General features: G+C 45.4%; 20 protein-coding genes. 11 read left to right on the forward strand and 9 right to left on the reverse strand.

Going from position 1 to position 21,925, the window contains the following annotated elements; translation table 11 throughout:
• Positions 1 to 207: 207 nt before the first annotated feature.
• Positions 208 to 2,364, forward strand: a complete 2,157-nt coding sequence (locus K5Q92_RS06125; RefSeq protein WP_220768141.1) for a TonB-dependent receptor — start codon at positions 208 to 210, stop codon at positions 2,362 to 2,364.
• Between the two features lie 94 nt (positions 2,365 to 2,458).
• Here the strand turns inward: K5Q92_RS06125 and lgt are convergent, their stop codons facing one another.
• The gene (gene lgt, locus K5Q92_RS06130; RefSeq protein WP_220768142.1) at positions 2,459 to 3,244 is read right to left on the reverse strand and encodes a prolipoprotein diacylglyceryl transferase; all 786 of its coding nucleotides are present in this window, start codon (positions 3,242 to 3,244) and stop codon (positions 2,459 to 2,461) included.
• Positions 3,245 to 3,525: 281 nt separating this feature from the next.
• Between lgt and K5Q92_RS06135 the strand changes: the two genes are divergently transcribed.
• From K5Q92_RS06135 to nhaD, 3 genes are all read left to right on the forward strand, one after another.
• Positions 3,526 to 4,545 (forward strand): aspartate carbamoyltransferase, encoded by a 1,020-nt coding sequence (locus K5Q92_RS06135; RefSeq protein WP_220768143.1) that lies wholly within the window; start codon positions 3,526 to 3,528, stop codon positions 4,543 to 4,545.
• A gap of 26 nt (positions 4,546 to 4,571) precedes the next feature.
• Positions 4,572 to 5,861 (forward strand): glutamate-1-semialdehyde 2,1-aminomutase, encoded by a 1,290-nt coding sequence (hemL, locus tag K5Q92_RS06140; RefSeq protein WP_220768144.1) that lies wholly within the window; start codon positions 4,572 to 4,574, stop codon positions 5,859 to 5,861.
• A 419-nt stretch (positions 5,862 to 6,280) separates the two neighbouring features.
• Positions 6,281 to 7,528 (forward strand): sodium:proton antiporter NhaD, encoded by a 1,248-nt coding sequence (gene nhaD / locus K5Q92_RS06145; protein ID WP_220768145.1) that lies wholly within the window; start codon positions 6,281 to 6,283, stop codon positions 7,526 to 7,528.
• 77 nt (positions 7,529 to 7,605) lie between these two features.
• Here the strand turns inward: nhaD and K5Q92_RS06150 are convergent, their stop codons facing one another.
• Together K5Q92_RS06150 and K5Q92_RS06155 are read right to left on the reverse strand one after the other, a co-directional pair.
• Positions 7,606 to 8,658 carry a general secretion pathway protein GspB gene (locus K5Q92_RS06150; protein ID WP_220768146.1) on the reverse strand — a complete coding sequence of 351 codons (1,053 nt, stop codon included), beginning with the start codon at positions 8,656 to 8,658 and terminating at the stop codon, positions 7,606 to 7,608.
• The gene (locus K5Q92_RS06155; RefSeq protein ID WP_220768147.1) at positions 8,658 to 10,271 is read right to left on the reverse strand and encodes an ExeA family protein; all 1,614 of its coding nucleotides are present in this window, start codon (positions 10,269 to 10,271) and stop codon (positions 8,658 to 8,660) included. Before K5Q92_RS06155 ends, K5Q92_RS06150 begins: the two co-directional genes overlap by 1 nt.
• 382 nt (positions 10,272 to 10,653) lie before the next feature.
• Between K5Q92_RS06155 and K5Q92_RS06160 the strand changes: the two genes are divergently transcribed.
• Positions 10,654 to 11,892, forward strand: a complete 1,239-nt coding sequence (locus tag K5Q92_RS06160; protein ID WP_220768148.1) for a multifunctional CCA addition/repair protein — start codon at positions 10,654 to 10,656, stop codon at positions 11,890 to 11,892.
• Positions 11,893 to 12,108: 216 nt separating this feature from the next.
• Positions 12,109 to 12,375, forward strand: coding sequence for an Lpp/OprI family alanine-zipper lipoprotein (locus tag K5Q92_RS06165; RefSeq protein ID WP_220768149.1), 267 nt, complete (start codon positions 12,109 to 12,111; stop codon positions 12,373 to 12,375).
• Between the two features lie 201 nt (positions 12,376 to 12,576).
• Here K5Q92_RS06165 and K5Q92_RS06170 read toward each other — a convergent pair whose 3' ends face one another.
• The 5 genes from K5Q92_RS06170 to folB are packed head-to-tail and all read right to left on the reverse strand — an operon-like array spanning position 12,577 to position 16,099.
• Complete coding sequence (locus K5Q92_RS06170) at positions 12,577 to 13,488, reverse strand: L,D-transpeptidase family protein (RefSeq protein WP_220768150.1); 912 nt, start codon at positions 13,486 to 13,488, stop codon at positions 12,577 to 12,579.
• A gap of 52 nt (positions 13,489 to 13,540) precedes the next feature.
• Positions 13,541 to 14,374 carry a putative RNA methyltransferase gene (locus K5Q92_RS06175; RefSeq protein WP_220768151.1) on the reverse strand — a complete coding sequence of 278 codons (834 nt, stop codon included), beginning with the start codon at positions 14,372 to 14,374 and terminating at the stop codon, positions 13,541 to 13,543.
• A gap of 54 nt (positions 14,375 to 14,428) precedes the next feature.
• On the reverse strand, positions 14,429 to 15,229 hold the full coding sequence (locus tag K5Q92_RS06180; RefSeq protein ID WP_220768152.1) for an undecaprenyl-diphosphate phosphatase: 801 nt from the start codon (positions 15,227 to 15,229) through the stop codon (positions 14,429 to 14,431).
• A 24-nt stretch (positions 15,230 to 15,253) separates the two neighbouring features.
• Positions 15,254 to 15,745, reverse strand: a complete 492-nt coding sequence (gene folK, locus K5Q92_RS06185; RefSeq protein WP_220768153.1) for a 2-amino-4-hydroxy-6-hydroxymethyldihydropteridine diphosphokinase — start codon at positions 15,743 to 15,745, stop codon at positions 15,254 to 15,256.
• Entirely contained in the window at positions 15,746 to 16,099 is a 354-nt protein-coding gene (gene folB / locus K5Q92_RS06190; protein WP_220768154.1) for a dihydroneopterin aldolase, read from the reverse strand.
• Positions 16,100 to 16,411: 312 nt separating this feature from the next.
• On the opposite strand from folB, the gene plsY reads away from it, so the two are divergent.
• Both plsY and K5Q92_RS06200 read left to right on the forward strand, forming a co-directional pair.
• Positions 16,412 to 17,011, forward strand: a complete 600-nt coding sequence (plsY, locus tag K5Q92_RS06195; RefSeq protein ID WP_220768155.1) for a glycerol-3-phosphate 1-O-acyltransferase PlsY — start codon at positions 16,412 to 16,414, stop codon at positions 17,009 to 17,011.
• A 315-nt stretch (positions 17,012 to 17,326) separates the two neighbouring features.
• Positions 17,327 to 17,950, forward strand: a complete 624-nt coding sequence (locus K5Q92_RS06200; protein WP_220768156.1) for a 2OG-Fe(II) oxygenase — start codon at positions 17,327 to 17,329, stop codon at positions 17,948 to 17,950.
• A gap of 63 nt (positions 17,951 to 18,013) precedes the next feature.
• Here the strand turns inward: K5Q92_RS06200 and tsaD are convergent, their stop codons facing one another.
• Positions 18,014 to 19,030 (reverse strand): tRNA (adenosine(37)-N6)-threonylcarbamoyltransferase complex transferase subunit TsaD, encoded by a 1,017-nt coding sequence (gene tsaD, locus K5Q92_RS06205; protein ID WP_220768157.1) that lies wholly within the window; start codon positions 19,028 to 19,030, stop codon positions 18,014 to 18,016.
• 227 nt (positions 19,031 to 19,257) lie between these two features.
• On the opposite strand from tsaD, the gene rpsU reads away from it, so the two are divergent.
• From rpsU to dnaG, 3 genes are all read left to right on the forward strand, one after another.
• Positions 19,258 to 19,473: a 30S ribosomal protein S21 gene (gene rpsU, locus K5Q92_RS06210; protein ID WP_006080725.1), complete on the forward strand. Its 216-nt coding sequence runs from the start codon at positions 19,258 to 19,260 to the stop codon at positions 19,471 to 19,473.
• A gap of 7 nt (positions 19,474 to 19,480) precedes the next feature.
• On the forward strand, positions 19,481 to 19,924 hold the full coding sequence (locus tag K5Q92_RS06215; protein ID WP_220768158.1) for a GatB/YqeY domain-containing protein: 444 nt from the start codon (positions 19,481 to 19,483) through the stop codon (positions 19,922 to 19,924).
• A gap of 172 nt (positions 19,925 to 20,096) precedes the next feature.
• Positions 20,097 to 21,827, forward strand: coding sequence for a DNA primase (gene dnaG / locus K5Q92_RS06220; RefSeq protein WP_220768159.1), 1,731 nt, complete (start codon positions 20,097 to 20,099; stop codon positions 21,825 to 21,827).
• The last annotated feature ends 98 nt before the right edge of the window (positions 21,828 to 21,925 follow it).

Below are 21,925 nucleotides of genomic sequence, written 5' to 3' on the forward strand. Positions count from 1 at the left end.
TCTCTTACATCCCCAGAGATCTAAATCACAACTCTTCGCATTCGCAACTATTTATTTGAACTTACCATAGACAGTAATCACACATCCCCTATACCCTGCAAACACTAATCATTATCATTTATATTTGTGGGTAGACACGCTAGGAATCGATTTCCACTGGACGGAAACATAAAACATAACAGTGTTTCCACTTAAACGGGATCTTTCATGCAGTTTAAGAACTCCATTATTGCGCTATCAATCTCAGCCGTTATTTTTCCATGCCTAGTCGCTGCACAAGACAGCGATATCGAAGTTATCACAGTTACAGCAAGTCGAATGGACAAGCCTGTCAGCGCCATTCCAAACACTGTGACGATTATCGATCAGGAGCAGTTAAATGAACAACTTAGAACAACCCAAGATCTCTCCGCTATCATAGGTAATCTCGCACCGAGCTTTTCCCCTAGCCGCCAAAAGATGAGCAATACCGGCGAAACGCTTCGTGGCCGTACCCCATTGATTATGATTGACGGTGTACCACAGTCTAACCCATTACGCAGCGGCGGTCGTTCTGGCCAAACAATTGACCCTGCGATGATTGAACGTATTGAAATTATCCATGGTGCCAATGCAATGCATGGCTTAGGTGCCCAAGGCGGTATTATCAATTACATCACCAAAAAGCCCAGTGGCGATAACGAACACCACGTTAGCTTTGATGTGACCGTGCCCAACAATCTTGAGTCCGATGGCATTAGTTTTGGTACCAGCTATAGCTTCTCTGGTGAATCAGAAAGTTTGGATATGATAGGTGCTGTCAGTTATCGCAATAACGGCGTTTATTACGATGCTAACGATGAGATGATTGGTGTCGACACCACTCAGGGCGAGTCGATGGACAGTCAAAGCATGGACTTTTTTATCAAGCTAGGACATAACTTTGACAACTCTCGACTTGAGCTAATGGTGAACCATTACAATATGGAAAATAACGGCGACTACATGGCCGTTAAAGGCGACAAAGAGAACGACATACCAACTGGAGCTATCAAGCAAGATCAACCTTGGGATGCAGCCAATAACCAGGTTACGACCACCAGCTTAACTTATACCCATGAAGATATTGGCGGCCAGCAGCTGAATCTACAGTTTTTCAATCAAAATTTTGAAGCCGTCTATGGCGGGGGCTGTTGGTCAGATTTTTATGATCCAAGTATGGAAGGCAGCGATAAAGTAACCGTGTGTGGCACTGGCGAAAACGGCGAGTCTCTTTACTATGAGCAGTCACGTAACAAGTCAGTAAAATGGGGCATGAAAGCCTCTATGATGGCAAGTAATATTGCCGACTCTGGTGTCAGTATCGCCTATGGTCTAGATATATTCCGTGACACAACGGAGCAAGATATGGTGATGAGTGGCATTTCTTGGGTGCCTGAAAGCACCTATGACAATATCGCTCCCTTTGCGCAAATAGATTATGACCTCATTGACAACCTAACCCTTTCAGGTGGGATACGTTATGAGTATGCCAAACTAAATGTAGACGACTACAAGACCATGTATGGCTACGGCAATAAGTATGTTGAAGGTGGCAGCCCTGACTTTAATGAGACCCTATTTAATATTGGCGCCTCTTATCAAATAACGCCTGCTCTAAGGGTTTATACCAGCTTTAATCAGGGCTTTGGTATGCCTGACGTCGGGCGAGTACTGCGCGATGGTGACAACTTCCAAGGACCGAACCCAAGTATCGAAGATACATTGGCACTAGACCCAATTGTCACAGACAACATCGAGTTTGGCGCCGACTATCAAGGTGAATACTTTAGCTCAAAGATTGCCTACTACCGCTCGTCAAGTGACTACGGCGCACGTATGGTCGATAAAGGAGATGGCAGCGGCTCATTTGTGATTAAACGCGAAAAAAGTTTAATCGAAGGAATTGAGGCAAACCTAACTGCTTACATCGGAAGCAATGATGACGTTGGTATCAACCTTGCGATTCAAAACGGTGAATACGACTCAAATGATGACCAAAAGGTAGATACCGATCTCGATGGTGCCAATATCTCACCTAACCGTATTAATCTATTTTGGAACCACAATTTCGACAATGATATCTCAACCCATATTCAAGCTAACTTTTATATGGATAAAGACTTTAAAGATGAAAACAACAACGTCTATGCCAACTTTGATGGCTACACCACTGTTGATGCATCAATTGCCATCCCAGTTTACGACGGCACGCTAAGTATCGGTATTCAAAACCTATTGAATGAAGACTACTACACTTACTATTCGCAAACGGTTGGTAAAGATACCCGTTATTTCAAGGGGATGGGGCGCACCGCCACGGTTGGTTTCAGTCTACCGTTTTAATACTGTTAAACACTTACCTGTAAGCACTAAATAATAAAAAAGCCGTTGGCGTATTTAACTACGCTAACGGCTTTTTATTGCAGCTCTGCAGTGATTAACTTTTAGCTTTACGCAGATAAGGCATGGCAAGTAACGCCACACCGACAATTAAGAATGGAATGCTTAACAGCTGGCCAGCACTGAAGGTCCAGGTATCGGCGTAAACAGCTTGCTTAACCTTCACCATCTCAATCAGGAAACGAGAGCTAAATACTAACACTAGGAATAAGCCGAAGATGGCACCGTGCTTGAGCTTCATATCGGTGAGCTTGTATATCGCCCATAGCAATACAAAAATCAACAAATAAGCAATGGCTTCATATAACTGCGCTGGATGACGCGGCAACATATCGACACGTTCAAACACTATCGCCCAAGGCACAGTGCTTGGTAAACCTAAGATTTCTGAGTTTACAAAGTTAGCCATACGCACAAAGAAGCCAAAAATCGCCGTGGCAATCGCTAAGCGATCAAGTAAAAATAAGAAAGGTAATTTCACCTGACGCTGATAGTAATACAGGGCTAAAATTGCACCTAGACCACCACCATGACTGGCTAAACCACCTTCCCATATAGCAAAAATCTTCAATGGATGACTAAAGTAATAAGCTGGATCATAGAAAAGACAGTGCGCCAGACGTGCACCGACAATAATCCCCACCACGCAGTACATCAAAAGGTTGTCTAACGACTCGACCGGTAAACTCTCTTTAATATAAATGCGTTTCATCACCTGAAAGCCTGACGCAATCGCCAGCGCAAACAAGATCCCGTACCAATGTACTTTTAACCCCATTACGTCTATCGCGACGGGGTCAATATTCCAAATAAAATGCTCCAAACTAAGCCTTCCAAATCGGTTGTTTTGAATCGAAAATATGATAACTCAAGGGCTGTTTTACGCTTCAGTCAGCCTTTTGGCAAGGTTTTAGCGAAATTTGCGGCAACAGAATGTTTCAGTCCTCACCTATAAGTCAAAAATCTGGATGATTTAATCCAATGTTCTGTACTTGTTATATTTATCTGCCCATTAGATTCTGCTATAGTGCCGCCTCAGCCACCCTACATAAACTTGGGCTATAGCAAAGCTATTCGCCCCTCAGAAATTGGAAATAAAGGCTGATGACTCAGTTTCAAGGTTCGCACATCCTGTCGGTAAACCAACTTGACTTGGAAGCCGTTCAAACCGTTTTCTCCGTTGCTACCCGCATGACCCCTTATGCTTTAAGACAAAAACGTACCACAGTGTTAGATGGTGCCGTTTTGGGTAACCTATTTTTCGAGCCTAGCACCCGTACTCGCGTCAGCTTTGCCAGTGCCTTTAGTTTACTGGGCGGCCGAGTTAACGAAACCGTTGGCATGGCGTCATCTTCGCTATCAAAAGGCGAGTCACTTTACGACACAGCTCGCGTACTATCGAGCTACTCAGATGTGATAGCTATGCGTCATCCAGAATCTTTCTCAGTGCGTGACTTTGCCAAAGGCAGCCGTGTACCAGTAATCAATGGCGGCGATGGTGCAAACGAGCATCCAACTCAGGCTTTACTCGACTTATTCACCATCCAAAAAGAGCTGGCAGCCGGTGGCCGTGATATTAGCGGTATGAATATCGCCATGGTGGGCGATTTAAAATTTGGCCGCACCGTACATTCGCTTTCTCGCCTGTTATGCATGTATAAAGATGTCAGCTTCACACTCGTATCACCAAAAGAGTTGGCAATGCCTGACTCTGTGATCAGTGACATTGAAAATGCTGGCCATAAGATCACAATAACAGATCAACTTGAAGGCAATTTAGATCGCGCTGATATACTCTATCTGACGCGTATTCAAGAAGAACGCTTCCCCTCTCAAGAAGAAGCGAACAAATACCGAGGTAAGTTCCGTTTAAACCAAAGTATTTATACACAGCATTGCAAGTCAAACACAGTGATCATGCATCCGCTGCCACGAGACTCCCGTGAGCAAGCAAATGAATTGGATAATGATCTTAACGACCATCCAAATCTGGCTATCTTCAGACAAGCCGATAATGGTCTGTTGATCCGCATGGCACTGTTTGCACTGACGTTAGGTGTTGACTCTCAACTTGAGCAATACGAACGTCCTGTTAATTGGTATTCACGAAAAGCTGATCTCTAGGTCGGCTACAAATTTAAGGATTAAAAATGACTCGTTCTGACGAACTATTTGAACAAGCTAAAAAGACCATCCCAGGTGGCGTTAACTCTCCAGTACGTGCATTTTCTGGTGTGGGCGGATCACCACGCTTTATCGAAAAAGCTGACGGCGCTTATATCTTCGATGCCGATGGCAAGAAATATATCGACTATGTAGGCTCTTGGGGCCCAATGATTTTAGGCCACAACCACCCAAAAATTCGTGAAGCGGTGTTAAAAGCTGTAGAAAATGGTCTATCTTTTGGCGCACCAACAGAACTTGAAGTCACTATGGCTGAAAAAGTTATCGAAATGGTTCCATCAATGGAACAAGTTCGTATGGTGAGTTCAGGTACCGAAGCGACCATGAGCGCAATTCGTTTGGCACGTGGCTTCACTAACCGTGACAAAATTCTTAAGTTTGAAGGCTGCTACCACGGCCACGCTGACTGCTTGCTTGTTAAAGCAGGTTCTGGTGCACTAACACTTGGCCAGCCAAGCTCTCCAGGTATTCCTGAAGATTTCGCTAAGCACACGCTAACAGCAACCTACAATGACTTAGATTCTGTTAAGGCTATCTTCGAGCAATACCCAGAAGAGATCTCTTGTATCATCATCGAGCCAGTTGCTGGCAACATGAACTGTATTCCGCCAATTGACGGTTTCTTACAAGGCCTACGTGCTATCTGTGATCAGTACGGCGCACTAATGATTATCGACGAAGTGATGACAGGTTTCCGCGTATCTAAGAGCGGCGCACAGGGTCACTACGGCGTAACACCAGATCTGACGACACTAGGCAAAGTTATCGGCGGCGGTATGCCAGTGGGTGCTTTCGGTGGTCGCAAAGATGTGATGCAGTTTATTGCGCCAACAGGTCCTGTTTACCAAGCAGGTACGCTTTCTGGTAACCCGATTGCCATGTCTGCAGGTCTTGCACAGATGGAAGCCCTTTGTGAAGAAGGCGTATATGAGCAGCTAGCCGCTAAGACTCAATACATCGCAGAAGGCTTCAAAGCAGCAGCTAACAAGCACGGCATTCCAATGGCTATCAACTACGTTGGTGGCATGTTCGGTTTCTTCTTCACAAGCGAAGAGACGGTAACCAACTTTGCTCAAGTGACTAAGTGTGATACAGCACTATTTGCTGAGTTCTACCACATGATGCTAGATGAGGGTGTTTACCTTGCTCCTAGCGCTTATGAAGCAGGTTTCCTATCACTTGCTCACGGTGAAGAAGAGCTTGAAGCAACACTTGCTGCAGCGGATCGCGTATTTGCTAAGCTTGCTAAGGCTTAATTACGTTTAACGCAATTGCCTTAAAACGTAATAACTAAAACATTAAAGGAACACTAACTAGTGTTCCTTTTTTATATCTGCTTCCACTCAAAGCGCAATTTGCTCATTAACAACCAAACCTTCTTCGCTTAGTTATTTTCTGCTTTATGCTTAATTCGCTAGTAAGTTCTATAAAATTAGTAAAAGCTTAACCTAATAAGTATTAAAAACTAATAAGACAAATCAATTCAGATAAAGTATCTGCACCACACACACTAAAGCAGCTTTAAATCACACTTCTACACAAAATTAGACATAGTTAACAGTTGTGACAAACCCATCTCTGTGGTTTCATGTTGCCGCCCAACCTTAAAATAACCTTAATTTGGCGACTGAGTTGGGGTTAAGTACGCCATAACATCAGCTATGTGAGTTAACCTATGTTGTACGCATTTTTGATTTCACTCGCGGTACTGGCGTTACTCAGTATTGTGTTTGAAGAGATCACCCACCTCAATAAAGCCAAAACCACTCTGTTCTTTGGTTGTATCTCTTGGATCACTCTGTTTATGGCTGCAGGCGATCCTAGTCACGAAAAAATTGTTGAACACCAACTTAATGAAAACCTGTTAGAAATCGCAACCCTATGGCTATTTCTAATGTCCACCATGACCTTTGTTGCATACCTCAACGCCAAAGGCATGATCCAGATCTTAGTGCAGAAGCTCTTCCCCCAAAGGGTGTCTGTACGCATGCTGATGCTTCAAGTTGCCCTGTTTTCCCTTGTACTGTCCGCGATTTGCGACAATGTTACTGCCACCTTAGTCTCCCTCGGGCTACTAACAACCTTCAAGCTTGAATCCCATATACGGCGCCGCATGGCAGTACTGATTATCTTTGCCGTCAACTCCGGCGGCGTAGCGTTAATTACTGGGGATGTCACCACCTTGATGATCTTCTTAGGCGGCCATGTAGACATGTCTGAACTACTGATGCTATTTGTTCCAGCAGCATTTAGCGTGATGTTGCTTGCTGTGCTGTTCTCACTAAAAACCGAAGGTGAAGTCTATACCGCGTCAATAAAGAAAAGCGTCCGCCCCATCGATATGGTCATTGCGCTCATCTTCTTTAGCACTATCGTCATGACGATGGCGCTTAATATCTTATTTGGTATTCCACCTGTGTTAACCTTCTTAACAGGGTTGTCGGTCATGTTTTTGGTGGGACACACCTCAAGGACAAACCAAGAGGAGTTGCAAATCCTGGAATATATCCGCCAGGTTGAGTATGACACCCTGCTATTCTTCCTCGGTATTTTGCTGCTTGTAGGTATGCTAAAGGAGATCGGCACCTTAGACTTATTGACTCAAGTCTATTCTCAGTTTGACCCCAATATATCGAACTTTGTCAGTGGTATGGGATCTGCAATTTTAGACAATGTGCCATTAACTGCGGCACTGCTTAAAGCTGAGCCAGCACTAAATACTGCACAATGGCTAGGACTCACTTACGCCGTTGGCGTTGGAGGCTCATTATTAGTCATCGGCTCTGCCGCTGGCATTATCGCCATGAGTAAAGTTAGCGAGATCACCTTTGTAAGCTATCTTAAATACGTTCCCGCACTAACCCTTTGCTATAGCTTAGGATACGGTTTGACCCTGCTATTAGCTTACCACTTTTACAATTAGCATAACCATGACACAAAAAAGGCCTAACACAGAGTTAGGCCTTTTCTAGACTGACATAGATTTTAATTAATGCTCAATTAAATCGCTGGTACTTTAAACTCTGTCCCTTGAATTGCTAACACTACGTCTCGAGGCCGTATCTCAACGATTGTCAGCTTACCCTGAATGCTATCGCCCTCTTGCAGCTCGGCTCCATCGACATTAAGCCAACGATTATCTGGCGCACTCGAATAGACATGGGCATTGATATTAAACTCGGGGACTTGTAATTGTAGCCCCGCTGGCAGCTGACCATATTTGGGGATATCATCCGACTTTGGTGTAGTAGGAATGGGATCAAGCTTTGGCTCTGTCACTGGGGTCGCCACCGCATTGTCACGCTCAACATCCTTAAGAGCTGCCTCAAATGCCGCTAATAGATTATTGTTTACCGCTGGCTCCGAGCTTTTTAAGCCTACATCGTTAGCGGCATCTTCGACCTGTTCCTTGAGCGATTCAAGCAGATCCTCACCACGCTGGTTGCTATTGGCACCGAGAATAATTGGCTCACTATCGCTTGTCACTCGGCTCTTATTTGAGGCGGGGTTAGAAGCTGGCTCATGATTATTCTCAACACTGTTATTCTCAACATTTCGTTGCGCCTTCAACACCGCGGCCATCAGATCATTAGACTCCTCTGACGCTGCACTGTTTACCAACGGCTGTGAAGTGGAAACCATTACCGGTTGAGTTACCGCCATAGGTTTAGCGATTGGCAGTACAACCTTTCCTGCAAGACGGATCTCGGGCACCGACTCTGGTGTTGAGTCAGCTTCTTGCTGACTCATTTGTTGGGCTGTTTCTTGTTTCGCGAACTCGTGCTGATTAGGCGTCGGATTAGCACTAGAGTTAACACTCGTCGCTTCCCAAAGTCCGTTCCCCCCTTTCGACTCCGGGTACAAGACCTTACTCAAAAGCCAGGCGGCTAAGACGGTCAACAGTAGTAGCGAGACAACACCCGCGGCATATTTAAGCCCTTTTCCACTGTCTTGCTTCGCCCTATATTGCGCCCTCGGAGTCAACACCACGTCATGGGTTATCCCTTGAGATTGCTGTTTATCTCGCGTCACAGCATCGAGTAAAATCGACATTAATACAACCTCTTGCTTTGACCGAGTCGCGGCCCAGCATCACTTAAATACAGATTAAGCTGCACAAGTGTTTGGCTGCCTGCAATACCATCGGCGGTCAAACCATGTTGACGCTGAAACGCCTTTAAGTTCTGCTCCAGTTCAGGGTCAAAGTAATCAACCAGTCTCGGCGCTCTGTCATCAATACGCGCTAGGCTGTTTTCTAGCCACTGGAGCTGAGCTTGATTAGCCGATTGTCCAATCTCCTTTGGCTGATTTTGAGGTGCCTGCCAGAGAAGTTCAAAGGTTCCGGTAAAGTGGCGGGTAAACCAATCTCGACTCACCCAAAGCTGCTGCTCATTAAGCTGTAGCAAAATTTGCTCGCCCTGACGTGACACCACAGTGCCATAGAAGGCTTGATCCTTATCATCGACCAGATAGACAACAGCAGGATAGTTAAGGCGCACTAAAGAGTGCCAATTGCCCTGCTGCTGAAAACAATCAAGCCCCTGCTGTTTAGCCGACTGACACGCTGTCAATCCTATATAGGGCACCTTGCCCCATAAGCCTAAAATACTGGCGTAGGCGCTGTCGATATCACGGCTCTGGGAGATAGCCCCATGGAGCACACGCTGACTGTTATTTAAAGCATTGCTGCTCGCATCTTGTTTTACCGTGTTCACAGAGGCAACGACAGGTGCAGGTGCTTTGACAGCAGCGGTATCCGCCGTGGTAGCCGATGGGCTAAATAGATAAAACGCGATACCGAAGGTAGCAAGCAGCGATGCCGCTATACTGGCTGGCAGCAACAGGCTCTTCTTCTCAGGCTCTTCCCCTAATACCTCTGCAGAGGCTAAACGCACCATCTTATTATCGATAGGTACTTTTGACTGCGCATAACTGGCCATCAAAGCGCGCTCACACAACAGGTTAATCAATCTTGGAATACCACCGCTATATTTATGTAACGCCTTAATCGCACTCTTATGAAACAGTGGCTCATGGCGGCCGGCGACCTGTAAACGATGCTGCACATACAGCGCCACCTCTTCAACCGTTAATGGCAGAAGATGATAACGAGCAGTGATGCGCTGGGCTAACTGGCGTAGCTCTTGCCTTTTAAGTAGTTGCTGCAATTCGGGTTGACCAATCAAGATGACCTGCAGCAACTTTTTAGTATCGGTTTCTAAATTAGTTAGTAGCCTTAACTGTTCGAGCACTTCGGCTCTTAAATGCTGTGCCTCATCGATAATCAATACCGTATTGCGGCCTTTACTATGATTCTCAAGCAGGAACTTACTGATCAAGTCTGTCAGCTGCTTAAGGCTGGGCTCGTCACCATAAGAAATCCCTAACTCATCACACAAGGTCGCCAGCAATTCTGACTCTGTTAATGACGGATTTAAGATAAATGCGGTATCGGTATTATCGGGGAGTTGTTTTAACAGGCAGCGAGAAACGGTGGTTTTCCCCGTCCCCACCTCACCAGTTAACAATACAAAGCCACCAGTTTCGCCCAAGCCATAAGTAAGATGTGCCAAAGCTTCTCTATGGCGATCACTCAAAAACAGATAATGAGGATTCGGTGCGATAGAAAACGGATTGTCATTTAATCCAAAGAAAGCCTTATACATGCGAGCTTTTATCCTTTTAAAACCATGTTGAACTAACGCCTACAGAGCAGAAACTCTTATGCACTATAAATACACACGCAACGAGTGTTTATATTACCTTGATGCGCCAGTCGATGCCTTTCAATTTTCGTGGATGGACAAAACGGTTCCGTTTCGGCCCAAACCTCGGCATAAATCTAGAATTAAGACTCACGTTAAAGCCAAGGGCAATGCTTGTCAAAACTTGCTTTAACTTATTCTACTAAAGTAAGCCCAATATCAAATTGATCGCGATATATTACTATCTGTACCCAAGTCCTGAGTATGAGAACATCTAACAATTCACTTAGGAGACAATGGAATCATGCTACACTCGCCGTTAAGTTATTAAGTGAGAAATCTTGTGAAAATTTACCTTGTTGGCGGCGCCGTCCGCGATAAATTACTCAACCTTCCAGTAAAAGATCACGACTATATGGTCGTAGGTGCAACACCAGAGCAGATGCTCGCTCTTGGTTATAATCAGGTTGGTAAGGATTTCCCGGTATTTTTACACCCCAAAACCAGCCAAGAGTATGCGCTCGCACGTACCGAACGAAAAACCGCGGCGGGTTATGGTGGCTTTAGTGTCGATGCGGCGCCAACCGTTACCCTTGAGCAAGATCTAATGCGCCGAGATTTAACTATCAACGCTATAGCTCAAGACGATGAGGGTAAACTTTGCGACCCTTATAACGGCGTGGCAGATCTTGAAAAACACACCCTCAGACATGTCTCCGCTGCATTTATTGAAGACCCTTTACGAGTCCTGCGAGTGGCCCGCTTTGCTGCTCGTTTTCACAACCTAGGCTTTAGCATTGCACCGGAAACCATGACTTTAATGGCTAAGATAAGCCAAAGTGGCGAGCTTGAGGCTTTAACCGCTGAACGTGTCTATTTAGAACTCGATAAGGCGCTTGCAACAGATGACCCACAAGTATTCTTTCAAGTATTAAGGGACTGTGGTGCGCTCGCAGTGTTATTTCCTGAAATTGAGGCACTATTTGGTGTTCCTCAGCCTGAGAAGTGGCATCCAGAAATCGATACTGGAGTTCATACCATGATGGTACTTAAGCAAGTTGCCAAGCTAACCGATGATAACTCGGTACGCTTCGCTGCTTTGGTACATGATCTAGGTAAGGCATTAAGCCCTAAAGAGCACTTACCAAAACACCATGGTCATGGGCAAAAAGGCTTACCCTTAATTAAGTCCTTATGTGAGCGCTTTAGGGTACCCAATGAGTATCGTGACTTAGCGCTACTGGTCAGCGATCAACATCAAAACATCCACAAAGTGACCGAGCTTAGGGCTGATACTCTGATCAAACTGTTTGATAAAGCAGATTTTTGGCGTAAGCCTCACCGACTAGAACAACTACTCATCGCCTGTGAAGCCGACAGTAAAGGACGCACCGGACTCGAGTTAACCCCTTATCCCCAGGCTGATTACCTTAAGCAGTGCTTTGCCGCAGCGTCCGCTGTTGAAGTACAGGCTATTATCGCACAAGGATATAAAGGCGCCGAGATCCGTGAGCAATTAGGTAAAGCGAGAACGGCTGCAGTACAGGTGATTAAAGGGTTACAAGCTAATAATGCCAGATAAAAAACCTAAAAAAGTCGCATTTCTAGGCTAGTATTAGAGGTGTAATATTTTTGGATAATTTACACTTAGCTTGCAATTACTCAAATTTTCACCAAGTTATTCAGAGCTTAGCGTTAAAATCCATAGCAATAATTTTTAGCTGTGACATAATTAACCAGTTCAGTTGTAATGTGCAGCTGTGCTTATTTAAACCAACCTATATAAAGGGAATTCCCGATGAATAAAAAAGTACTTATGATTGCTGGTGTAGCAATGACTGCCCTACTAGGTGGCTGTGCAAACACTACTGCTCTTGAAGAAAGCGTTGCAAACCTAGGTAACAAAGTTGACCAGCTTTCAGCTGAAGTTAGCTCTCTAAAATCAGATCACGCTAAAATGTCTGCAGACATCGATGATGCAACTGCAGCAGCAGTAGCTGGCGTTGCTGAAGCAGAACGTGCTAACGCACGCATCGACAACATCGCTTCTTCTTACAAGAAGTAATATTGTTTAGGAATTAAGCCTTATTCTATAACGGCTGACTCCCAAGGCTTGGTTTCGAGTATTGCACTTGACCAAGCCTTTAATTTATCCACTATATTCTGTTTCTCAGACTCACTTTTCCCCCAAGCTTTTAAACCTTATCAAACTAAGACAATAAAAAAGCGCCCTAATGGACGCCTTTATTAAACAGTCAGCGACTGGTTAGCCGTTTGACAGGCTCTGAATATTGACCGGAATACCCGCTTGAGTCAGCAAGGCATCGTTAGCCTTGGCATAATCGACCTGCTCTTTACCGATAAACTCAACCACACCACGATTCATCTGTCGGACGTTATCACTGCCGCCGTTTGCGGTCGACAAAGGTGAATGCACCTCGATCAACTCACGACCGTCTGGCTCTGTAGAGGTCTTAACGGTTTCATTGATAATAGTAACCTGATCGCCATACTTCACTTGATCGAACAGCCACTCGATGTCATCGGGGTTTAAACGAATACAGCCCGCGCTTACGCGCATGCCGATACCAAAATCTTTATTGGTACCGTGAATAAGGTAACTGCCGTCACCATAAGATAGCTGAATAGCAAACTTACCCAGTGGATTATCGGGGCCTGCTGGTACCACTCGTGGCAATACCTCACCGCGCTCTTCTAAGTGCTCTTTACGAATGCTAGCTGGTGGCGTCCAACTGGGGTTTGGAATACGAGACTTAATCCTAGTCACCATCTCAGGTGTTTCACGGCCGACACGGCCGATACCAACTGGGAATACATGAACCTCTTTACCTCCTTTAGGGAAATAATAGAGGCGCAACTCAGCAAGGTTTATCACCACACCTTTATGTGGCACATCCGGGAGTAACATCTGAGTTGGGATCAGCAGACTAGTGCCTGGTGTCGGCAAGAACGGATCAACCCCAGGGTTAGACTGCATCAATTCCAAAATCCCAATATTGTATTGCTTAGAGATTGTTTGGAAATAGTCGCCCTTCTGCACAACATGTTCTTGCAACTCCCCGACTAGGCGACTGCCATCTTGAGGAATTGAATAAACATTGGCGAACGAAGTCAGTGGCAAACATGCCAAGATGAACAACAGCAAAGTACGCATCATCGATTTTCAGTTTCCGTTTAATTCAATAAGCAAAGGTTACCCTGAGCACAGATTATTTTCTAGTCATCACGTTAATGACAAAGTCAATTTCTAGTCTATCGAACTGGGTATGTTGAATTTGGTGTCTCATTCTATCATTGGCGCGCCATGCATAAGGTGTCATTTCTAGCAGCGCAATAGCCTGCTCACCCGATACACTTGCCGTCAGAGATAAACGCTCACTATGGAGCAGTTCAAGCTCTTTTGGCAAATTCTCGCTCACCGGCTTTTCCGATAAATCTGGGTAGATAAACTCACGAATTTGCCAAAGGTGTCTCGGCCCCGCAGCAACTTGCAGCAAAATGCCTTCTTGCTTCAATACGCGAGTCAACTCTTTCCCTTTGAGTGGCTTATCTATTAGCGTCACTAAATCGAAGCTTTCATCGGCAAAAGGTAAATGTTTCAACGTTGAGACGATATAAGCTGGTCCCACCTCGGCCTTAGCTGCGGCAAAAATCGCATTCTCAGCCTCGCAGATCCCCGTTTGCGTCAGCGTAAGCTCAGGTTTTAACTGAGCTAAAATTCCCTTGAGTGTCCGCAGGAAATAGCCTTCACCACAGTCGAAGTCGAGCTGAGACAGAGCATCGGCATTAGCGATTTGAGGAAGCTCTGCAATCACTTTCGCCATAGATTGCGCCAATGGAATATAAATCCCCGACTCAAGCACATAACGCTTAGCGCGCATCACTGCACGAGAGTCAGCCTTAGGTTTCTTGGGCTGACTAAACAGCCAATAACCCTGCTCATTAATGTCGAAGTGATGCTTGTTTTCACAATGCAGCCCCTTGGACTCTTGATGCACCATAAGTGGTGATTGGCAAACAGGGCAAAGATAAATACTATTCATGACACGCTCATTTTTAGAACAATGGTTTAAATTATAGGCTGGCTTGCCCTACGGTTATAAAAAGATAACCCCACATAAAACCGCACCTAACGCTAGGCGATAAATAACAAATGGTGTCATACCCATCTTGCTGATGATCTTTAGGAAATAGTGGATACAGATATAAGCTGCAATAAACGACACCACCACGCCTAGACCTAATGCCTGATAATCGATGACTTGGCCACTAGATAGCAGATCTTTGGTGACTAAGATTGCCGCACCTAGGCTCACTGGAACCGACATCAAAAATGAGAATCGCGCTGCCGCCTCACGACTAAGACCTAACATCAGTGCCGCAGTAATGGTCGCACCTGAACGAGACGTACCGGGAATTAACGCCATCGCCTGAGCGATACCGATAACGAGCGCCTTTTTCCAGCCCACTTGAAACTCATTAAAGCCTTCACGCTGCATTTTGTCTGCCCACCAGAGCAGTAGGCCAAATACAATGGTTGTTACCGCTATGACTTCAATACTACGAAAGTGAGTCTCGATAAAACCTTTAGCACTAAAACCAATAATGACCGCAGGAATAGTAGCTAAGATGATCCACCAAGCAAGCTTGCTCTCCTGGGTCTGCTTACGGCTAACGATACTGCCGGTCCAGGCTGTAAACATCGACAATAGCTCGCGGCGAAAATACATCACGACCGCTAAGAAAGAGCCCGTGTTAACCGCAACATCAAACGATAGGCCTTGATCCTGCCAGCCAAGAAGCTGCGCAGGCAAAATAAGATGAGCAGAACTTGAGATCGGCAAAAACTCTGTGAGGCCCTGAATAAGAGCCAATATAATCACCTGAAAGGTATCCATAACTATCCTAACTAAAAAAGAGGTTTACGCAGACCAGCTAAACTCAACTGGCCATAGTGATTGTTGACTCTTGTCATAACTCTCCCAAAGGGTTTGATATGACAGTTTGACAACGGGGTGAGTTAAAGAGGGAGCGATCTCCGCCAATGGCCATAACACAAAGGCATTATAAAGGATTTCTGCTCTCGGTAATTCAATCGGCTGCTCGCTAACGATATCGTCATACAGCAACAGATCTAAATCTAAGGTTCTAGGTGCAAATTTTTTCGCGCCTTTCACTCGGCCATGGGCCTGTTCAATCTGCTTGAAAGTGCTCACCACTTCAGCTATCGATAACTCGGTTTGTGCGGCAACAACCATGTTGAGAAAGTTACTTCCCTCAAAGCCCACCGCTTCACTTTCAAACACAGATGATAATTCTAATGCGCTAAAGTAGTTATTAAGGTCAGTTAAAGCCGCCTTAAGATGGCGCTCTGGCTCTATATTACTCCCCAAGCTAATAAAGATTTTTGCCATCTATGCATAACCTCTTTCAATCTCAACACCCACCGCGGCAGCTGTTGGTACTGCGCCGGGCTTCATCACCTTAACCTTGACCCAAGGCACATTAAACTCGCTCATCACACAAGTCGCGACCATTTCAGCGACAGTTTCAATCAATTCGATCGGCTTTTCGGTGATAAGTGCTGTCAATCGATTCGACACGGTTTCGTAACAGAGCGCATATTGGTAGTCATCGCTATCGGCTGCAGGGCGATTATTCCAAGCCATGTCTAAATCAATTAGCAAGCTTTGATGGATCTGCTTTTCCCACTCATAGATCCCGATAACAGTTTCAATTCTAAGCTCTCTAATCAGTACTTTATCCATGATATCTCCAAAACTTTAATCTATGACGCTGAGGTCAGATAAGCTAAAACGAACAAAAAGGATATAATCCGCCACAAAGCTGAAATATTAGCCTGATGCTCTTTCTAACGAGACCAAACCAAAGTAGGATAAGTCTCGCTATATAAAGAATTATTAAAAAGCTATAGCCTACTAGGCAAGCTTGCTAACGCAGCATTACCAAAACAATATTTAACTGGCTCATTAGCCGTTTTGGTCATAAGTGCGTGATAAAAATAGCCACGCCGACATTATGTGGCGCGATGATACCCTAAGACGAATAAGGAAACCAATTTGACCGTAACAGTACTAACCATAGTGATGATATTAGCCGCCTATCTGGCAGGCTCAATATCGAGTGCTGTTTTGGTCTGTAAAATGCGCGGACTTCCCGACCCACGCAGCCAAGGTTCAGGCAATCCCGGGGCAACCAATGTACTGCGCATCGGCGGTGCAAGCTCTGCTGCATTGGTTCTATTTTTCGATATGCTTAAAGGTGCAGCACCGGCTTATCTTGCATTTAGACTCGGTGTCGACCCGATTGCACTGGGTGTCATCGCCATCGCCGCCTGCCTTGGGCATATTTTCCCAATATTTTTTCACTTTAAAGGTGGTAAAGGTGTTGCAACAGCTTTTGGTGCCATGGCCCCCATCGGTCATGACTTAGCACTTTGGCTTATGGGTTCTTGGGTTGTCATCCTCTTACTTACCCGCTACTCCTCCTTTGCCGCCATCTGTACCGCAATGCTTGCTCCCGTTTATACTTGGTGGCTAGATGACCGATTTACTATTCCCGTCGCTATGCTGTCGACACTCATAGTGATCCGCCACAAAGATAATATAAAACGCTTACTTAAAGGCGAAGAGTCTAAGGTATCTCGTAAGAAGTCATAGCCGAAGCGTACCTTAAAATCAATGCCTTACTAATTTAGTTAAGGCTATTACCTTTAACTTGTGACCTCTTCGCCCACCTCTAGCACTATTCACAGCAATTCTTCATCTCGCCTAAATAGTGTTTTAACAAATACCACCTATCACTCTCTCCAATTGCGTTTTTGTAAACACAACTTATAATTGCGCCGATTTTTGATTGGGTAGCCCGTTTTTCCACGTAGGCAACCTGTTCTGACACTACCTCGAATACAGTGCTCCCCACCTTCAGAGCCTGCCAGTAAAGCTATCGTGTTTTGTTCTTTTGAGTACCTTGCTATGGTTCCACAATTAAGTGAAGCCGTGATGGATACCATTGCCGATGCATTGGTTGAAACCGGTTATATCGTTCTGCCTGACACATTACCGCCTTCGGTGTGTGAACAGTTATTACTCAGTTCTAAAAATGCCACTTGGGATGACTTTCGCCCAGCCGCGATCGGCCGTGGTGGTGAGCAGCAACTCGTTGAAAGCATTCGCAGTGACCAAATTCGTTGGTTATCCGAGCAGCGAACAGCCGACAAGCTCTATCTCGAACTGATGACACAACTTAGAGAAGGCATGAACAAGCGACTCTTCATGGGGCTATTTGACTTTGAAAGCCACTACGCCATCTATGAGCCAGGGGCTTTCTATAAAAAGCACTCTGATGTACTACAAGGTTCCAGAAACCGCATTTTGACCTCAGTACTGTTTCTCAACCACGATTGGAAGCCGGAGCATGGCGGTGAGTTGATCGTTTATGACGAAAACGATAATAAACTTGAAACCATTTCCCCTAACTTTGGCAAATGGGTTGTATTTTTGAGTGAACGCTTCCCCCATGAAGTGCTGCGCACCGAAGTCAATCGCTACAGCATTGCAGGCTGGTTTCGCGTCAGTAACGCTAATCACGGTTTCTAAGCAGACCAATTTTATATACAAAAACGGCGCTCAACGAGCGCCGTTTTTAATATACACTAAACCTTAATCAACTGGCTCTAGCGTGTCGAGTGGCCATCTCGGCTGACCTTTTACCGCCAAGTCTTCAACTTGTCCAGCCTTTAGACGCTGCAAGCCCGCATAGGCGATCATTGCGCCGTTATCGGTACAAAACTCGCCGCGTGGATAATATACCTTGCCACCTAAGGTTTGCATCATATCGGCGAGTGATGCACGCAAACGGGTATTGGCACTTACGCCGCCTGCAATAACTAGATTCTTATATCCAGTTTGCTTCAAGGCACGCTTGCACTTAATTGCTAAGGTATCGACAACCGCTTCTTCAAAGGCGCAAGCGATATTGGCGCGAGTTTGCTCATCATCAGGCTCTGCAGCAATGGTGTTTGCCGCAAAGGTTTTAAGACCAGAGAAACTCATATTAAGGCCTGGTTTGTCTGTCATTGGGCGTGGGAAACGGTAACTATTAGGCATGCCTTTAGCGGCAAGCTTAGAAAGTCTTGGGCCACCAGGGTAATCAAGTCCCATCAGCTTCGCCGTCTTATCGAATGCTTCACCAGCGGCGTCATCGACCGACTCACCAAGAACCGTATAACGCCCAATACCTTCAACGCCAACGATCATCGAGTGACCACCAGAAACTAACAACGCAAGAAATGGAAACTCAGGTACGTCATCCTCAAGCATAGGTGCTAAAAGGTGACCCTCCATGTGGTGCACACCAATTGCAGGCTTATCCCATGAAAAAGCCAATGCACGACCAACACAAGCGCCGACTAATAAGGCACCAATAAGGCCCGGCCCCTTTGTGTACGCGATACCATCGAGATCATCGATAGTCATACCTGCATCAGCTAACGCTTGGCGTATTAGAGGTACAATTTTGCGAACATGGTCACGAGACGCAAGCTCCGGCACCACCCCACCATAATCAGCATGCAATTTAACCTGACTATAAAGCGTGTGCGACAGCAAGCCCTTTTCATCATCATAAACCGCAATACCTGTCTCATCACAGGATGTTTCTATACCTAAAACCCGCATTATTTCTCGTCTTCAGTTGACATAATTAACGCCAATTCTACCTGCTGTGCTTTAATTACTCCATAGCCCTATTGCGGTCTGCGGATAATATCGCCGAATATGCCTCATTTTGATCGCTTAAGGGGGTTTACAAGAGAGGGCGAGTCGGTATAGAATTTCGCACCATTTTTAAATTATCTGAGTCAAGTAATTGTCTCACACAACCTACACCTAAGGGGTGATGGCGTATGCCAATTATTAAAGTACGTGAAAACGAACCATTCGACGTAGCTCTACGTCGTTTCAAGCGCTCTTGTGAAAAAGCTGGTATCCTAGCTGACGTTCGCGCTCGTGAATTCTACGAGAAGCCAACTACTGCACGTAAGCGTGCTAAAGCCGCTGCAGTTAAGCGTCTAGCTAAGAAGCTTTCTCGCGAAAACGCACGTCGCGTACGTTTATACTAATCTCATTATGAGCCTAGTTGATCAGCTAAAAGACCAGATGAAGGAAGCCATGCGCGCGAAAGAAAAAGTGCGCTTGGGGACTATTCGTATGGCACTAGCCGCCGTTAAACAGATTGAAGTGGATACCCGCGAAACTCTGACTGACGACCAAGCTATAGCGGTCTTAACCAAAATGGTAAAACAGCGCCGCGACTCTATTGCTCAATATGAAGCAGCAGGTCGTAGTGAACTAGCGCTAGCAGAAGCAGAAGAGATTCAAGTTCTTGAAGACTTTCTGCCTAAGCCTCTTTCCGAAGAGGAAATTGCAGCGCTAGTTGATGCAAGCATCTCTGAGATGGGCGCATCCACCATGGCGGATATGGGTAAAGTAATGGGAGCATTAAAACCTAAGGTAATGGGTAGAGCTGACATGGCGGCAATTGGCGCTATGATCCGTGCAAAACTCAAGTAACTTTAGTTTTATTGCATGAATGAGCCGTGCTTCTGCGCGGCTTGTTTGTTTTCGAAGTTCCCAAATTTGATTTCACAAAACGTTTGATTTCACGAAACGTTTGATTTCACGAAACGTTTGATTTCGAGTAACTTTTGATTTCACGTAATAAAGGCGGCATTTAACAACACTAATGGCGATACCTCGTGATTTTATTAATGAGCTAGTAGCTCGCACTGATATAGTCGATCTAATCGACCCCAAAGTGCCCCTAAAGAAGGCGGGTAAAAATCACTCTGCCTGTTGTCCTTTTCATAGCGAAAAATCTCCCTCTTTCACCGTAAGCAGAGACAAGCAGTTTTACCATTGTTTTGGCTGCGGCGCGCACGGCAACGTTATCGACTTTGTCATGGAATATGACCGACTCGACTTTGTTGATGCCATTGAAGAACTCGCCGGACAACTCGGACTGGAAGTCCCAAGGGAACAAGGCACTGGCAAGCCACGAGATCAAGAGCTTAGCCGAGACTTATATCAATTGATGGAAGAGGCAAGCCTGTTCTATCAAAGCCAACTTAGGCAACACACAGACAAACAAAAAGTCCTTGATTATTTAGCACTTCGAGGCCTTTCTAAAGAAGTGGTTGAGCACTTCAATATCGGTTTTGCCCCCGATGGCTGGGATGGCTTACTAAGCCGTTACCGCCAAAATCAAGATTCACAAGCCAAGCTATTAACCGCAGGCATGGTCATCGAAAATGACAGCGGTAAGCGTTACGACCGATTCCGTGACAGATTGATGTTCCCGATCCGTGATAGACGCGGACGGGTTATCGGCTTCGGCGGACGAGTTTTAGGAGACGGTACACCAAAGTACTTGAATTCTCCAGAAACGCCCATATTTCATAAGGGTAATGAGCTCTACGGTCTATACGAATTAAAACAGCGTCACCGAGACCCACAAAGAGTCCTGATTGTTGAAGGCTATATGGACGTGGTGGCACTGGCACAGTTTGACGTTGATTATGCGGTCGCCTCTCTCGGTACCTCAACAACGGCGGATCAGTTCCAGTTATTGCTGCGTAGTGCAAAAGAAGTTATCTGCTGTTATGACGGCGACAATGCCGGTAAAGAAGCTGCATGGCGTGCACTAGAAACCGCTTTGCCGTTATTAAAGCCGGGGAACCAAGTTCGATTTATGTTCCTACCTGAAGGGGAAGATCCCGATACTCTGGTAAGGCAAATAGGCAAAGAACAATTCGAAGCCAGAATAGATCAAGCTATGGCACTACCGGAGTTTTTGTTTGAAAATCTAGCAAAAACCTACGGCAACGAAGACAAAAGTGTATTGGCAAAGAATGCCATTAAACTAATAGAAAAAGTGCAGGATACTGTACTACAGAGCCTGTTACTCGAAGATTTAGCACACAAGCTAAGAATGAACGGTGCTGATGAACTTAAACGAAAGTTCAACTTTTCGGCTAAGACGGCTGAAAAGCCAAATCAGCACAAAGCGTTGAAAGGACGCGGTACCCCACTACGACTAGCCATCGCATTGTTGGTACAGCATCCGCGTTTAGGAGAAAAACTACCTGAACAACCAGCGCTAAAACATATACAGATGGCCGGCATTGACTTGCTGACCCTTGTATTAGATTTAACTCGCGGACAAGTGATAAGCAGCGCACAACTACTTGAACAGTTCAGGGGCGATAACCAATTCAGCACCCTAAAGAAACTGACCCAATGGGATCATCAAGTGGCGGATGAAAACTTGCTTCAAAAGTTAAAAGAAACCCTCGTTTGGTTGAACAACCAGTATCTTGAGCAACGATACCAAGAACTGAGTATGAAGAAGAACCTTACGAAAGAAGAGCGGTTACAGCTTAGTAAGCTAATTTCAGTGATTAAAAACAAGGCTTAATTAAAATTTCAGCCTCAAAAGTAAACACTTGGACTAGCACAGAGAAGCGCCGAAGGCTATAATTGACGACTTGCGTGGCTGTTTTTTGCCCGTCGTTT

The sequence above is a fragment of the Shewanella sp. MBTL60-007 genome, from assembly GCF_019654915.1.
Lineage (GTDB): Bacteria > Pseudomonadota > Gammaproteobacteria > Enterobacterales > Shewanellaceae > Shewanella.

Excerpts from the sequence above, each read along its gene's own strand:
- K5Q92_RS06125 (WP_220768141.1), top strand. The coding sequence starts at position 208 with ATGCAGTTTAAGAACTCCATTATTGCGCTATCAATCTCAGCCGTTATT.
- K5Q92_RS06135 (WP_220768143.1), top strand. The coding sequence starts at position 3,526 with ATGACTCAGTTTCAAGGTTCGCACATCCTGTCGGTAAACCAACTTGAC.
- hemL (WP_220768144.1), top strand. The coding sequence starts at position 4,572 with ATGACTCGTTCTGACGAACTATTTGAACAAGCTAAAAAGACCATCCCA.
- nhaD (WP_220768145.1), top strand. The coding sequence starts at position 6,281 with ATGTTGTACGCATTTTTGATTTCACTCGCGGTACTGGCGTTACTCAGT.
- K5Q92_RS06150 (WP_220768146.1), bottom strand. The coding sequence starts at position 8,658 with ATGTCGATTTTACTCGATGCTGTGACGCGAGATAAACAGCAATCTCAA.
- K5Q92_RS06155 (WP_220768147.1), bottom strand. The coding sequence starts at position 10,271 with ATGTATAAGGCTTTCTTTGGATTAAATGACAATCCGTTTTCTATCGCA.
- K5Q92_RS06165 (WP_220768149.1), top strand. The coding sequence starts at position 12,109 with ATGAATAAAAAAGTACTTATGATTGCTGGTGTAGCAATGACTGCCCTA.
- K5Q92_RS06170 (WP_220768150.1), bottom strand. The coding sequence starts at position 13,488 with ATGATGCGTACTTTGCTGTTGTTCATCTTGGCATGTTTGCCACTGACT.
- K5Q92_RS06175 (WP_220768151.1), bottom strand. The coding sequence starts at position 14,374 with ATGAATAGTATTTATCTTTGCCCTGTTTGCCAATCACCACTTATGGTG.
- K5Q92_RS06180 (WP_220768152.1), bottom strand. The coding sequence starts at position 15,229 with ATGGATACCTTTCAGGTGATTATATTGGCTCTTATTCAGGGCCTCACA.
- folK (WP_220768153.1), bottom strand. The coding sequence starts at position 15,745 with ATGGCAAAAATCTTTATTAGCTTGGGGAGTAATATAGAGCCAGAGCGC.
- folB (WP_220768154.1), bottom strand. The coding sequence starts at position 16,099 with ATGGATAAAGTACTGATTAGAGAGCTTAGAATTGAAACTGTTATCGGG.
- K5Q92_RS06200 (WP_220768156.1), top strand. The coding sequence starts at position 17,327 with ATGGTTCCACAATTAAGTGAAGCCGTGATGGATACCATTGCCGATGCA.
- tsaD (WP_220768157.1), bottom strand. The coding sequence starts at position 19,030 with ATGCGGGTTTTAGGTATAGAAACATCCTGTGATGAGACAGGTATTGCG.
- rpsU (WP_006080725.1), top strand. The coding sequence starts at position 19,258 with ATGCCAATTATTAAAGTACGTGAAAACGAACCATTCGACGTAGCTCTA.
- K5Q92_RS06215 (WP_220768158.1), top strand. The coding sequence starts at position 19,481 with ATGAGCCTAGTTGATCAGCTAAAAGACCAGATGAAGGAAGCCATGCGC.
- dnaG (WP_220768159.1), top strand. The coding sequence starts at position 20,097 with ATGGCGATACCTCGTGATTTTATTAATGAGCTAGTAGCTCGCACTGAT.